General features: G+C 48.5%; 12 protein-coding genes and 1 pseudogene. 5 read left to right on the top strand and 8 right to left on the bottom strand.

Translation table 11 applies throughout. From position 1 onward, the window contains the following. Positions 1-684: 684 nt before the first annotated feature. The 3 genes from map to NZ772_04095 all read left to right on the top strand — a co-directional run bounded on the left by map (position 685) and on the right by NZ772_04095 (position 2,988). Positions 685-1,509 carry a type I methionyl aminopeptidase gene (map, locus tag NZ772_04105; GenBank protein ID MCS6812741.1) on the top strand — a complete coding sequence of 275 codons (825 nt, stop codon included), beginning with the start codon at positions 685-687 and terminating at the stop codon, positions 1,507-1,509. A gap of 9 nt (positions 1,510-1,518) precedes the next feature. Continuing rightward, complete coding sequence (locus NZ772_04100) at positions 1,519-2,184, top strand: MotA/TolQ/ExbB proton channel family protein (GenBank protein MCS6812740.1); 666 nt, start codon at positions 1,519-1,521, stop codon at positions 2,182-2,184. Positions 2,185-2,247: 63 nt separating this feature from the next. Continuing rightward, on the top strand, positions 2,248-2,988 hold the full coding sequence (locus NZ772_04095; protein ID MCS6812739.1) for an amino acid ABC transporter ATP-binding protein: 741 nt from the start codon (positions 2,248-2,250) through the stop codon (positions 2,986-2,988). A gap of 8 nt (positions 2,989-2,996) precedes the next feature. Here NZ772_04095 and NZ772_04090 read toward each other — a convergent pair whose 3' ends face one another. Beyond that, complete coding sequence (locus NZ772_04090; protein MCS6812738.1) at positions 2,997-4,676, bottom strand: GAF domain-containing sensor histidine kinase; 1,680 nt, start codon at positions 4,674-4,676, stop codon at positions 2,997-2,999. Positions 4,677-4,975: 299 nt separating this feature from the next. Continuing rightward, positions 4,976-5,680, bottom strand: a complete 705-nt coding sequence (locus NZ772_04085; GenBank protein ID MCS6812737.1) for a pentapeptide repeat-containing protein — start codon at positions 5,678-5,680, stop codon at positions 4,976-4,978. Positions 5,681-6,162: 482 nt separating this feature from the next. On the opposite strand from NZ772_04085, the gene recF reads away from it, so the two are divergent. Continuing rightward, the gene (gene recF / locus NZ772_04080; protein MCS6812736.1) at positions 6,163-7,335 is read left to right on the top strand and encodes a DNA replication/repair protein RecF; all 1,173 of its coding nucleotides are present in this window, start codon (positions 6,163-6,165) and stop codon (positions 7,333-7,335) included. Here recF and NZ772_04075 read toward each other — a convergent pair. Continuing rightward, complete coding sequence (locus tag NZ772_04075; protein MCS6812735.1) at positions 7,318-8,046, bottom strand: exonuclease; 729 nt, start codon at positions 8,044-8,046, stop codon at positions 7,318-7,320. The two genes, recF and NZ772_04075, sit on opposite strands and share 18 nt — an antisense overlap. After that, positions 8,027-8,518: a hypothetical protein gene (locus NZ772_04070; protein MCS6812734.1), complete on the bottom strand. Its 492-nt coding sequence runs from the start codon at positions 8,516-8,518 to the stop codon at positions 8,027-8,029. Before NZ772_04070 ends, NZ772_04075 begins: the two co-directional genes overlap by 20 nt. A 198-nt stretch (positions 8,519-8,716) precedes the next feature. On the opposite strand from NZ772_04070, the gene NZ772_04065 reads away from it, so the two are divergent. Then, a complete protein-coding gene (locus NZ772_04065; GenBank protein MCS6812733.1) occupies positions 8,717-9,265 on the top strand; it encodes a L,D-transpeptidase in 549 nt (182 codons plus the stop codon). 71 nt (positions 9,266-9,336) lie between these two features. Here the strand turns inward: NZ772_04065 and psbM are convergent, their stop codons facing one another. The 4 genes and pseudogenes from psbM to NZ772_04045 form a co-directional block, all read right to left on the bottom strand. After that, entirely contained in the window at positions 9,337-9,453 is a 117-nt protein-coding gene (psbM, locus tag NZ772_04060; protein MCS6812732.1) for a photosystem II reaction center protein PsbM, read from the bottom strand. Between the two features lie 97 nt (positions 9,454-9,550). Further along, a complete protein-coding gene (locus tag NZ772_04055; GenBank protein ID MCS6812731.1) occupies positions 9,551-10,657 on the bottom strand; it encodes a hypothetical protein in 1,107 nt (368 codons plus the stop codon). 82 nt (positions 10,658-10,739) lie between these two features. Further along, a complete protein-coding gene (locus NZ772_04050; GenBank protein ID MCS6812730.1) occupies positions 10,740-12,503 on the bottom strand; it encodes an ABC transporter substrate-binding protein in 1,764 nt (587 codons plus the stop codon). 347 nt (positions 12,504-12,850) lie between these two features. Next, positions 12,851-13,188, bottom strand: a pseudogene (locus NZ772_04045) (type II toxin-antitoxin system PemK/MazF family toxin). Between the last annotated feature and the right edge of the window lie 278 nt (positions 13,189-13,466).

Here is a 13,466-nt window from a genome sequence, read left to right as displayed (position 1 = left end):
ATAGAGATTTACCAGTAGTCTGCACTCGAATAACATGCTGATGATGAACCATTGTATACCTCACCACATTGTCTAGATATTGTCTAGATATTGTCTAGGACATGATTGTTACCTGAGTCTACATAAACCTATTGGGTTATGTAGTTGCAGTTTTAACCGCTGAGTATTGTTCAAGCGCCGTCACCACTTACTCAAACGTCAGTTTAAGCCAATTTAATTCAGATTCAGTGTAAATCCTGGTTCTACGCTTCATCGGCAACCATTGTTGTCATCAATCAGTTGGTTGCTAATAAAACCACCTCAGGAGGAAATTAACTGGGTGCATGTTACTTGTGTCCTCACCCTAAATCGCTCTCCCAACTTGTGAGATGGCTTGGCTCCCCTGCTCCCTAACCCCCTGTTTGTGGAGGGCCAAGGGGGGCAGAGACAGACTGGGGGATGAGGGCCTGCAAAGGTGACATGCTCTCAATTGACCTGACTAGCTGAGAAGCATCGACGTGAAGTATAGCTAGAACATTCACTAAAACCAGCACCCAGGTATGATAATCGACAGTGTGTACCAAGACTCTTAGTCAAAAGACACAGTAGTATAAGTAATGGTGACTCTTAAGGTTTCATCAACAGTTTAAGCGTGGTTATTCACTCTTAGTTCGATAGTCTTCTAATCCAAACGTTGTAGATTTCATGAATATCTTTGGTCTGCTTTCTCCATCTCCCCAGGCTCCTGTCATCAAAAAGTCTCGCAAGGGCGTGGAAATTAAGTCTCGCCGTGAGATTGAAATCATGCGGCAGGCATCGCGCATTGTAGCGACTGTTTTGAAGGAAATTGCTAGTATTACTCAACCAGGTATGACAACGGCAGACTTAGATGCCTATGCAGAGAAGCGCATTCGAGAAATGGGGGCTACCCCTAGTTTCAAAGGCTATTGTGGCTTCCCGGCATCAATCTGTGCCAGTGTTAACCATGAGGTTGTGCATGGTATTCCAAGTCGCAAGAAGGTGATTCGTGAGGGAGACTTGGTGAAGGTAGATACTGGTGCTTATTTTCAAGGCTTCCATGGAGATTCTTGCATTACGATCGCAGTGGGCACCGTTAGCCCAGAGGCAAGGCGATTAATGCAGGTAGCTGAAGAAGCTCTCTACAAAGGCATTGAACAGGTGAAAGCTGGTAATTGCTTGCTGGATATTGCTGGAGCCGTGCAAGATCATGTTGAAGCCCACGGATACGTGGTTGTTGAAGACTATACAGGTCATGGAGTAGGTCGCAACCTGCATGAGGAGCCATCGGTCTTTAACTTTCGGACTCACGAAATGCCCAATGTGAAGTTGCGGGCAGGCATGACGTTGGCGATTGAACCAATTGTTAACATGAGCACTAAGGAAACCGAAATCCTGTCGGACAAATGGACTGTGGTTACTAAGGACAATTGTCTGTCTGCCCAGTTTGAGCATACGGTCTTGGTGACTGAAACTGGCTATGAAATTTTGACCGATCGCACTGCACTATAGCTAATGCCTATGCCTCTTCAGAACTTGTTTGTTGCTGGTGGCATCGTCATGGTTCCCCTCCTGGGGTTCTCTATTTTGTCGGTTGCACTAATTCTAGAGCGGACATTGTTTTGGATCCGGGTAGCAAATCGTCAAGATCGAGTTGTCCGTGAGGTGCTAGCTCTCTATCGCCGCAGTCCATCGGCGGTCTTCAAAAAGCTAGAGCAAAACGCTGATTTGCCGATCGCTCGCATTTTCCTGGCAGCTTTGGAACTCGACCAAGCTACGCCTGAAGACTTTCGCCTTGCCCTAGAGAGCGCAGCGCAGGCAGAGATTCCCCTGTTGAAGCGATTCAATACCCTATTTGAGACCATTATCAGCATTGCACCACTATTGGGACTGCTAGGCACTGTGTTGGGACTAATTAGCTCCTTTGCCTCATTGCGGCTCGGTGACATTGGCACTGGTCAAGCTAGTGGTGTTACCTCTGGTATTGGTGAGGCGTTAATTTCTACCGCCAGTGGGTTAGTGGTAGCAATTTTTACGTTGCTATTTGCGAATACGTTTCGGGGGCTGTATATCCGTCAAATTGCTTTGATTCAGGAATATGGTGGCCAGTTGGAGTTGCTGTATCGTCGCTATTATCAGCGTGCACCCATGCCTTACTACAGCACACCTCCCGATTTTGGTTCATAATTTGGCTCGCAGGCTAGCCCATAATTCGGGCATGACCATCACACTTGGTGCTCTTGGAAATCCATGGCTGATCCAATCTTGATTGCTGAAAATATCCACAAATGGTATGCCCAAGGCGAGTTTCATGTGTTGAAGGGTGTATCTCTGGCTGTGAACCAAGGGGAAGTTGTGGTAATCATGGGGCCGTCTGGTTCTGGGAAGTCTACCCTAATTCGCACCTTTAATGCTTTAGAGGACTACCAACAGGGACGAATTATTATTGATGGCATTCACCTTACCCAAGAGCTGCGCAACATTGAAGCGGTGCGTCGGGAGGTAGGTATGGTATTTCAGCAATTTAATCTATTTCCCCATTTAACAGTGCTAGAAAATATTACCCTTGCGCCTATTTGGGTACGTCGGCAAGCCAAGGAGCAGGTGGAAGCGATGGCCATGGGCTTGCTGGAGCGAGTGGGAATTTTGGAGCAGGCCCACAAATATCCAGGGCAGTTGTCAGGGGGGCAACAGCAACGGGTGGCGATCGCCCGGGCTTTGGCCATGCAACCCAAAATCATGTTATTTGATGAACCAACGTCAGCGCTGGATCCAGAAATGGTGAGGGAAGTATTGGATGTAATGCGCTCCTTGGCTAGCTCTGGCATGACTATGGTGGTCGTTACCCATGAAGTAGGATTTGCTCGCGAAGTTGCTGATCGCATTTTCTTGATGGATGGTGGTGTGTTAATTGAGGAAGCTACGCCTCAAGAGTTTTTTCAAAATCCCCAACAAGAGCGCACCAAGCAATTCCTAGCACAAATTCTGTAGTCACGAGCTTACGCTCGCAGCGATCGCATCGTCACCCGAAACGTCACCCAAGAGGATGAACTATCCACCTCAATGTTGCCCTGTAGGCGCTCAATCAGCTTTTTCACCAACGCTAGCCCTAGGCCAGTGCCCCCATATTTCCAAGGGTCGTTTTTGGGAATGCGATAAAACTTATCAAAAATTCGAGTCAACTCACTCTTGTCGATGTTTACTCCCGAATTACTCACCTCAATTTGCAAGCCTAGAGAAGGCAGTGCCGGAGGAGGTGATGAACGTAATGGCCCTAGGGAATTGGGTCGTGTTATTAACTGGCCATGGCAGTTTGAGTTTAGTTCTGTCAGGCTCTGGTCAATGACACAACAGGTCAGCTTAATAGTCTCCCCTGGTGGTGTGTATTTACAAGCATTATTCAGGAGTTCTGTCAAGATGCGCTCAAGGCTAGCAACTTCAGTCGTCAGGGGTGGTAGTTGGTCGGGAAGTTCGACAATAAGTTGTTGTTGTTGGTTGCGGATGCGCTCTGCAAACGGCTTAATCAGTTGAGGCAGCCAGTCAAGTAGGTTTAAAGTTGCTAGCATCAACGGTTCTGCATTGGCATCCAATCGAGACAAGTCTAATAGGTCGTTAATCAGTTCAATTTCTCGATTACACTCGTCTTTCAGAATTTGCAGATAGCGATGTACCTTACTGGTGACTGGTTTTAGGTTCCATGACCCTACAGACGGGCTAGGGATCAGGGATTGACCATCAGGTGCGCCCTCTGGCTGTTGAGCTGTGAAACAAACTTGATCATTGATGGCCATCTCTAACATTTGAATAGCCATCTTGACATTAGAAATTGGGGTGCGTAGCTCATGGGAAACAGTGCTCAAGAAATCGTCCTTAAGGGCGTTGAGTCGCTCCAGCTCCCGTACTTGTCCTTGGGCAGTTTGATATAACCGAGCTTGGCGAATGGCGATCGCACATTGGTTTGCAACCTGTTGCATCAGACGAATATCTTGCTCACTAAAGGCATAATCGGGCTGGTGCACTAGCCACAAATCTCCCAGCACTCCTTGGTCATCTTGAATGGGGCAAGCCAGCATTGAGGTTCGTCCCCGCTCTGGATTCGGCTGTAGTGAACAAAACTGAAAAAACTGTCCTGCCAGCAATTGCCTGTAGCCCTCTAGAAAATTGGCCATCTTTAGCACCCGTCCATTCAGTACACAGGTTGTTGTGTATTCATACCGAATGGTAGATAGCTGTTCATCTAAATCGTAGACGGCAGAGTTACATCCTAAGGCACCCACGGCAATCGTTAGCTCCTTCACGGCAGTCTGTAGGATGTGATCTTCATCCAAACTATCGCGGACACGATCAGTAATACGCTTCAGACTGGCTTCAAAATCATAGGCAAGTCGTAGCTGTTCAGTCCGTTCTTGAACCAGCCGCTCAAGCTGTTGGTTTAGCTGTTGGATTTGATTCAGTTGCTCCGTTTGAATAAGTATGTTGTCTGAGCCAGCATCAATCTTGCCGAGGGTGGAATTATTGCCCATAGCTGAGGGGGCAATCTTATAACTAGATAACAGCCGTCGCCACATAATCCACTGCCATATCTGGCCTACTAGCGATAGGCCTACCAGCAAGCTAAGGCCAGTCAGCAAATCTTCGTCACCCAGCGGCAACAATATCATGGTGTTAAAAACTGCCATAGTTAAGCTGTAACAGGATATGTCCGAGCTAGGCTCAACCATGAGCAGGCAGCCGTAAATGTCACCCTATCAACAACCGATAGTGATGTTACGGGCAGGTTAACTTGCCTATGCACATAGTTGTTAGCCGTTGTCAGCCGTTGTTAGCCCAGAGTCATACACCGTCTTCCTATAGTTCTACTAGAAATGAGCCACTGGTACGTTATCACTGGGTCATAACAAGACTATAGCGATACGTGACGCTATCTAGCGATCGACGATGGACTTGCCTTATTTGTAAGGTATAGTCTCCGAGCAAACTAGTAGTGAACGATACCATCTGGCATGACAGCACCCTGCAAATTAGCTCCTTCCAAGATAGTATCCTGTAGGTTAGCGATCGACAAATCAGCTAGACGATTGATTTTGTTCAAATTAGCACGACTAAAATTAGCCCCAGCCAACTTAATCCGCACAAAATAGGCACGTTGTAACTGAGCATGGGTGAGGATGGCTCCCAGTAAATTGGCCTCAATGAGTTTGACGCGGGTAAGATTAGCCCCAATCAGGTTAGCTCCACTTAGGTTTGCTCGACTCAGAATAGCACCCGTAAGATTAGCTGCGCTGAGGTCTGCACCAACCAAGGAGGCATTCATCAAGTGGGCAGCACTCAGGTTTGCCTGCCGGAGCTGCGCGTGGCACAGGTTAGCATCTGACAACTCTGCCCGACGTAAGTCTGCATGATTCAAAGAGGTTTCTCGCAGTGTTGCACCACATAAGTTAACCCGCACAAGGTTAAAATGGCTCAAGTCCATGCCACTTAAATCTACGCCAGACAGGTCAATTGTGGTGGTTATAGTTTCCCGTCGCCATTGGTTCCAGTGCTCTTGTCCCGCTTGGAGGATCGCTAGGCATTCCTGTTTTCCAATCATGTCAAACCCCAAACTACTGATACGATAGGCTGCGCTGTGACCACCTGCTAAGTAGAGAGATGAATTCTTGGCGATCGCACCCTTGCAACTCAAGAACCCAGTTGCAATCCTGATAGATTTGTCTCGTCTGTAATCAATCCATCAATGGCCAGATGGTTACATCTATAGGCCACCAGTGACCGTAGACGGTAAGTCACAGCAGCAGTTCACAGGTCAGCTTCTATGAACTAGCAGCAAACGATAGGAATAATCAGTTTCGTGGTAGATCCCCAGTAATATGAAAGACAGCACATGCCACCGTTGACACTGATCACTGACATACTATCAACTATGGGGGCTATCCATCTGGTATACAACTATTATGGCCTAAATCCGGATAGTTCCAGCAGTTGGACTGAGCAAAAATCCGCCACTTGGCGGAAGACTCCGTAAAACGATGTTCGGGGAGCTTTTCTCCAATCGCCCTAGCAATCGATGTTGCAGATGGCCTGATAACATTGGTTGCTGCGACTATGGTGCTGAGTACATGAGCATATTGCCAACCATCATTGGCCCTAGATACGAATTGGCTGTAGATGTATCTAAAAACCTTGTCTCTGAGACAGTTCCGCAACTACGCTGACCAACAGGTGGATTTTTTGGCCCCTAAAACCATCTTGGTGGGAGACAACGCCCAAGGTAAGTCGAACTTGTTAGAAGCCGTAGAGCTATTGGCGACGTTACGGTCGCATCGCACAGGGCGCGATCGAGATTTAGTGCAAACAGGTGCCTCTACCGGACAAATCACAACGCTGTTAGAACGAGACACAGGTCTAGTTGAACTGGCTATTAGTGTACGAGTGAGTGGCCGACGCACCCTAACCCGCAATGGAGAAACCCTACGCCGCCAAGTTGACTTTCTAGGTAGTCTCAGTGCGGTGCAATTTTCTAGCTTAGATTTAGAGCTAGTGCGTGGTGGGCCAGATCGGCGCCGTACTTGGCTGGATACATTGCTGATTCAACTAGAACCTGTGTATGCCCACATTTTGCAGCAATATCACCAAGTCTTACGTCAACGCAATGCATTACTGAGGGGGATAAAGGGGCAAAGGTGGCATACTCATGGGGAGCTAGATCATCAGCCTACAGACTCGATCGCGACTCAACTGGCACCCTGGGATGCCCAACTAGCTGTGATTGGTGCCCGTGTTATCCGTCGGCGCGCCCGTGCTTTATATCGGTTAGCTCCCTTAGCACAGCAGTGGCACAGCGCCATTAGTAACAGTGCAGAAGTCCTCAGTCTTCATTACGCCCCCAACGTGGATATATCAGCAATAGATGGTAGAAAGGTGGACGATCCAACCCAAGTTCAGCAGGCGTTTTTGGAAAAAATTCAGCAGCAGGCGATCGCCGAGCAGCGTCAGGGTAGCACCCTAGTTGGCCCCCATCGAGATGATGTGGAGTTTCTGATCAATGGGACTCCAGCTCGTCAGTATGGCTCTCAAGGCCAACAGCGCACTCTAGTCCTAGCCCTCAAGCTAGCGGAGTTGACGTTAATTGAAGAGGTCGTGCAGGAGCCACCGCTGTTATTGCTGGATGATGTGTTGGCAGAGTTGGACTTAACGCGCCAAAATCAGCTCTTGGAGGTGATTCACGATCGCTTTCAAACCCTGATTACTACCACTCACCTAGGAGCCTTTGATGCTCAATGGCTTAACTCATCCCAAGTGTTAACTGTCAATGCAGGTCAACTACAAAGTTATCGGTGATTGTAGGCGATGGTACATATCGAGCCGTTGGTGCCATTGCTGCCAGTAAGGGGCTAACTGTGCAGGTGGAAACCAAAAGACCTCCGCAGGCTGATGGGGAATGCCGACTACCAGCAAGGCATGGGTAATATTTAAGTTGTACTCAGCATAGGTAGCGTTGACAGCCCCACAGTAAGCAGCTAACTGCAATGGATAGTCGTAGAGACGATCGATTGAACCCTTGGGGCGATCGGCGGTTTTCCATTCGCACACACAGGGGATCCCCTGGTAGGTAGCGATGCAATCGACCTGACCTGCGTAATGTAAGTCATCGTGAAAGACATAGCCCTCGACTAGGCGCACTGGTTGCAAGGTCTGGAGTAGGGGCAAAAAACTATCCCAGTAGGGCTTTACCGTCGGCGGACAATCTACTGGCTGGCCTTCTAGAAAGTGCTGAATCTGACGATGGGTACCAATACCTCGCCGACTAGCTGTGCTGGCAATTTGGGCGGCTGCTGCGGCTCCTACCCGCTGTCGCCATGCGACTAATGCCTCTAGCTGGTCAACCGAGCGCGTAGCATTCAAGATAGTGGTGACACTAGGCAAGCGATCGCCATTGTTCCGTACAATCCACTGTCTACCTTGCTGACGGACTACGTTAGCTGCATAGCGAGGTAGTTTAGAGGCTGCTGGATCATCTGAGAGCTGATGGTCAGTGGGTAGATTTACCATCCCGAATGTCAACTAGCTCTTCAACCGTAATCGCGAGAATTTTTGCCAATGGCCCCAATAAGCGATCAGGAATTGGCTCTCCGGCGTAAATGTCCTTCAACCATTCTGGGGATAGGCGATTAATGTTACAAAACTGCACAAATTCTGCATCTTTAACCCCCAACTCGTCTTGGCGATCGCGCAATAACATAGCAATAGCAGGCGTACCCGATCGCGGACGTTGAGCTTGGCTGATATAACTCTTGATTAGTCCATTCAGTTGACTGGGGTCACCCCCTTGGTGGCGCAGCAAGTCAGCACAGGCTGCCCGCATGGCTTTGTGGAGCACCTCGTCTTCATTGAGGCTATCTACAATTCGGGAGGCATAGTTTGGCTTACAAAACCCTACAACCGCCCCCTCATGAAAAATGGGCACGTAAGATTCACTCGTATTGGTCTGCCAAGGCATCGGCTCACCACGCAGCATTGTCATCGCAGCACCTCTGTCATGCATTGAAGTATACGTTAGAGTGTACCAGCCTCCATGATTCAGTGGGGAATGCAGTGTGCTAGTCATCCACCAGCACCCAACGGCAAAATCTCCAGTGACAACCGGCAAAATCTGGTTAAAATTCTGGATCAAATCCCATATGACCTGCAGATCTGGCCTAGTGGAGGAAAGTTAGCAACCATGACTACAGCATGGGGACTGCGATCGTTGGCAATTGCTAGTGTAGTGGTGTTTAGTACTGCTGGGCATGTTGGCGCTCAACAGAAATTGTCTACGACTGCGGCCAACATTCAGACAGGTAACCCTATGCCCACTCTACACATTGGGGCTATGCTGGGCAATACAACTCATTTAGTAGTGCGGCGATCGTACCGCCGAGTCTACGTATATCGCGGAGGTATTTTGCAAGCTAGTTACCCGATTGCCGTAGGCAAACCAGGGTGGGAAACCCCTATTGGCACTTACCGCGTCTTTTCTAAAGAAGTCAACCCCGTGTTTAAGAGCTTTCGCTCTGGGCAGATAATTCCGCCAGGGCCAGATAATCCTCTAGGGGCGCGCTGGATTGGCATTTGGACAGATGGTCGCACCCAGTTGGGTTTTCACGGAACCAATGAGGAAAACCTAATTGGGCAGGCTGTATCCCATGGGTGTATTCGGATGCTGAACCAGGACGTTGTGGAGCTCTACGATCAAGTCGAAGTTGGTACTATCGTGACCGTGCTGCCGTAACAATGGGAACTGTGGCCACAGTCTTGAAGACACAGTTCCCGTAGCCCTAAGGTCAACGTTACCCTACTCCCCTAGGAGCCTTTGTTAGCGTTTTGGCTAGCTGTTTGGATATAGAGAATAATGAGAAACGCTGCTGGAACAAGTACGAACAATAGAGTAGCAATAAAACCCAATTCATTAACTTGCATAAATTTCCTGACCTCCCAACTAGTGGCTTAAAAATCAATGCACCAGACAACGGTACATCGATCTCTTACCATACTTTCGTGCTTAATGGGGACAGGACTAACGATTGCGACCAGGACGGCGGCCCCCTTCGTCGTTGCTGCCACCGCGAGGTCGAGAGTTACCAGGGTCGCATCCTTCAGGGCCATTGCCAATGCCTTGATTGCAGTTACGACGGCGACGGCGACGACCATCATCGTCATCATCTCCACTGACTACGCCAATCAACTCAGTCATTGTGCCAGTCGTGAACCCAACTTGTTGATAGGTTACTACTTGGCGACTGACTTCATAGATGGAGAGGGTACGATCGCTGACAGTAATAACTTGCACTGTCTGACCTGGGAGTGAAACTAGGGCTGGAGCTAGACCGGGGCTAAACACCAATAGGGTGCGATCGAGCAAGGCAAACCGCCCTCGGCTAAACGAGCAACTGCAAGCGCTGATAGGGCTGACATTGGGTAAACCCGCAATTTGAAACATCGAGACATTGACAGCCTGTACTTGTTTCAAAAAGGTAACCTGACTGGTTTGCCAGTTAGCACCAGTGACTTGGGTAAAGTAGCTGTAACTAGTGCGATTGGTATCAATAACCCCATCTTCGTTGGCATCAAAGCCATACACCGTGCGAACTACCCTTGTTTGTAAGGGATTGCTAGATAGCACCAAGTGCACAGCCGCATTATCGGGTAGCAGTTCAAAGGCGCTATAGCCAATGAGTTGCTGTTGGGTTGTAAACAAACGCACGATGACACGATCGCCTGGGTTAACCCCCCGAATAAACTTGGCTCGCTGATTCATTTTGTAGCGAAAGTCGCCTATAAACCGTTCGTTGAGATAACCGTCTGGGCGCTTTGCCATAATTGATACCCGCGCAATTACTTCGGGTAGAGTTACTTGACGCTGGTTAATCGCCAGGCTGAAATGACCCCGGTGTGGGTCTAGGGAGCCATTGGGCAAGACATAATCTCGTTCACAGGCTTTAGGATGGGCTGAGCGGCGATCGTCATCATCGGCAAGAACTGGCAGCGATGGCATCATTAAAGGCAACCCCATGCCTAACAGTGCAATGATGCTGACAGTCACAGCAGACAGCGATCGCTGGATAAACGACAAGTAACAAGCAGACGATTTTAGGGATACTAGGGATAGTTGTAGACTCTTCATAGCTATTGATCCAGTAACTAGTGGATGTTGGACTATGAATAGTGCAATCAAGTTCCACTAGCCGACATAGCTGATGACTAGCTTATTTCACCTTCAGCTCGTACAGGTTCCACAGGGAACCCCCTAAGGCCGAGAATTTAAGATTTTGAATGCGATCGCGCACGGCCTCAAAGTTCAACTCATTCACCAAGTAGATAAAAGGAACTTGTTCTTGCACTAGTTGCTGAAATTCCACATAGAGAGCACGACGCTTGGCTTCATCCAATTCTTGAGATGCGGCAATCATTAGGCGATCGATGTCCTTTTCCCAATCGCTCACTTGCCAATTTTGAATAGGCGGTTCACCAGAGCGTTGCCCTTGGTTAAACTGATGCGCTTCACCTTGGCTATACCAAATGTTAAAACCACTGTGGGGGTCTACACTGCCACCCGCAAACTTACCCACGTAACATTCCCAATCGCGGGTCTTAAGTTTTTCCAAAATCGAGTTAAAGCTGATGACTTGAGGGTTAGCTTTGATGCCGATCGCGCTCAAATCTGCCCGGATGCGATTCATCATATCCACCCGTGACTTTTCTTCTGCCTTCACTAAAATAGTGAACTCCACACGATTGCCTTTAGCATCCTCCAACTCTCCGTTGCTGTTGTAGCGAAACCCCGCCTTTTTCAGGAGTGCCTTCGCTTTTTCTGGGTCATAGTTATACACTTTGATTCCCTGCTCTGCGGACAAAAAGTAGGGACTTTTGAAATAAATAGGGGAATTTTGCAACTCTGCTAATCCCCGGAATACAGTTTGCTTAATCCGCTCTCGATCAATGCTATAAGCAACTGCCTGCCGAAACTCTTTGGTATTGAACCACTCAGATTTCAACGGATCTACAAATGGCTTGCCCTTAGCATTACTAGCCCGATTGAGGTTGAAGGACACAAAGGTCATGGTTCGTTCTGGTCCGCCGTTATAGACCTTGTAGCGACCACGCTTTTCATCCCGCTTAACCAACTGGAAGGCATCGGATGGCACACCAACAGTGTCTAGTTCATTTGAGCGAAACCGCACAATCTGGCTATCGCTAGACTCAATAATTTGCCAAACGATGCGCTCAATGTAAGGTTGAGGATTACCCTGCTGATCTTTGCGCCAGTAGTAGGGGTTGCGTCGCAAAATAATCCGCTGCCCTGGGACGTAGCGCTCCATCACGTAGGCACCCGCACCCACAATCTCACGAGGATTGGCCTGAAGACTCCATGTAGATAAAAATGCTAGGTTTCCCTTTTCATCCGTAGTGTTTATCGTATCTTTTAATACATGCGCAGGCAGAATAGGCACTCCCCCCACAAATCGAACAAAAGGAGCAAAGGGTTCTGGAATGGTGAATTCAATCTGGCGATCGCCTACCTTCGCCACCGTAGGCAACTCTCCCTTCAGGCCCACCCGCAAAATATCCTTACCACCCGATTCAATCTTTGGGTTTAAGTACACATCTCGAAAGGTAAACACCACATCATCAACGGTTAACGGCTGGCCATCTGACCATTTCAGCCCTTCACGGAGCGTAAACGTCACCCGGCGCTTATCTTCAGAAATTTGCCAAGATTCCGCTAGTGCTGGTTCAATCTCTGCCGTGAGGCCGTTTTCTGTCAACATTCCTTGATGCAAGAACCCATTCACACTGTAGAAAGACGTGTTAAGTACGGGGTTAAAGGTGCTAGGGCCACTAGCCGATGGAATGATGATCTCTGGCACATCTGCACTCTGCACACGAAACTGGTAAGGGCTACAAGCCACTAGCGCTAAGGAAAGCACGATCGCCCCCACTGCTGCCATCCATCGCTGCATCGCTACCATAGTTGCCTCTAACTCGACGCTATTGTTAGCCTACTCTACACCCAAATCCCTAGTTCAAGCATCTGGCCGCGATCATACATGCAGAGTAAACCAACCGATCAGAGAGCAGTTGTACCTTGATCGTCAGGGAATAATCACAGGATAGTCACAGGATAGTTGTAAGACTTAGTTGTCTGACAAAACTCTTGAAACTCCGATTCGCTTGTAGGCTGGGTTAGCGACAGCGTAATCCAGCAGAATTGTAGAGTTTAGAGGTAGTGTTGGTTTTCACATCGTTCAATCCAACTAAAAAAGATTTGTCAGTCAACTAATTTTGAGAATGACTACAATCCTCACCATAGCAGACCCTAGACCAGCCCCAAATGGAGCTTGATGGCAGCATCTACCAAATCCATGACATCCCCAGACAAGCACCCTAACGCATCATCCTCAAGCTGCTGTTTGGCGATCGTCCAGATTTACTGAGCCTGAGCCTTTGAAGGTTTGGGCAACCCACTTATCTCCGGCTCTAGCAACACCTCAAATGGATACACCCGGCTAACGTTAGACGTAATCGGCAGCACTGTCACCACCGTCGATACCCAGTTATTGACATCATTGCTAACAATCAATACCGGAGACGCTTACCTGTTTCAGCCCCCAGCACAGACTCTAAATTGGCGTAATAAATCTCACCACGTTTCATCCGCCAACCCATCCGCTACAACCACATCCCACACTGGATTATCCTCTTGATTTGCATCCCGATAGGCTTGCTCCAACTTGCCACAGAGGGTATAGGAAACGGCAGATAAATAAACGGTTACGACTGCCTTCTAGTTTTAAGGAACCATCAACTTTTCTAGGAACAATCAGGAACAGTAGGCATTTAAACTAAAAAGCGCCTCCCGTAGGAGGCGCTACGCAAACTACCGAATCAGCTCAATTAGCCATTGATTTGAGGAGCGCTCAGAGCTACAGGAG

The organism is Cyanobacteriota bacterium, assembly GCA_025054735.1.
Classification (GTDB): Bacteria; Cyanobacteriota; Cyanobacteriia; order SKYG9; family SKYG9; genus SKYG9.
This window is presented reverse-complemented; position numbering and strand designations above follow the sequence as displayed.

What these genes read in the sequence shown, in the direction of transcription:
- map (MCS6812741.1), top strand. Translation starts at nt 685, where the DNA reads ATGAATATCTTTGGTCTGCTTTCTCCATCTCCCCAGGCTCCTGTCATC.
- NZ772_04100 (MCS6812740.1), top strand. Translation starts at nt 1,519, where the DNA reads ATGCCTCTTCAGAACTTGTTTGTTGCTGGTGGCATCGTCATGGTTCCC.
- NZ772_04095 (MCS6812739.1), top strand. Translation starts at nt 2,248, where the DNA reads ATGGCTGATCCAATCTTGATTGCTGAAAATATCCACAAATGGTATGCC.
- NZ772_04090 (MCS6812738.1), bottom strand. Translation starts at nt 4,676, where the DNA reads ATGGCAGTTTTTAACACCATGATATTGTTGCCGCTGGGTGACGAAGAT.
- recF (MCS6812736.1), top strand. Translation starts at nt 6,163, where the DNA reads ATGTATCTAAAAACCTTGTCTCTGAGACAGTTCCGCAACTACGCTGAC.
- NZ772_04075 (MCS6812735.1), bottom strand. Translation starts at nt 8,046, where the DNA reads ATGGTAAATCTACCCACTGACCATCAGCTCTCAGATGATCCAGCAGCC.
- NZ772_04070 (MCS6812734.1), bottom strand. Translation starts at nt 8,518, where the DNA reads ATGACAATGCTGCGTGGTGAGCCGATGCCTTGGCAGACCAATACGAGT.
- NZ772_04065 (MCS6812733.1), top strand. Translation starts at nt 8,717, where the DNA reads ATGACTACAGCATGGGGACTGCGATCGTTGGCAATTGCTAGTGTAGTG.
- psbM (MCS6812732.1), bottom strand. Translation starts at nt 9,453, where the DNA reads ATGCAAGTTAATGAATTGGGTTTTATTGCTACTCTATTGTTCGTACTT.
- NZ772_04055 (MCS6812731.1), bottom strand. Translation starts at nt 10,657, where the DNA reads ATGAAGAGTCTACAACTATCCCTAGTATCCCTAAAATCGTCTGCTTGT.
- NZ772_04050 (MCS6812730.1), bottom strand. Translation starts at nt 12,503, where the DNA reads ATGGTAGCGATGCAGCGATGGATGGCAGCAGTGGGGGCGATCGTGCTT.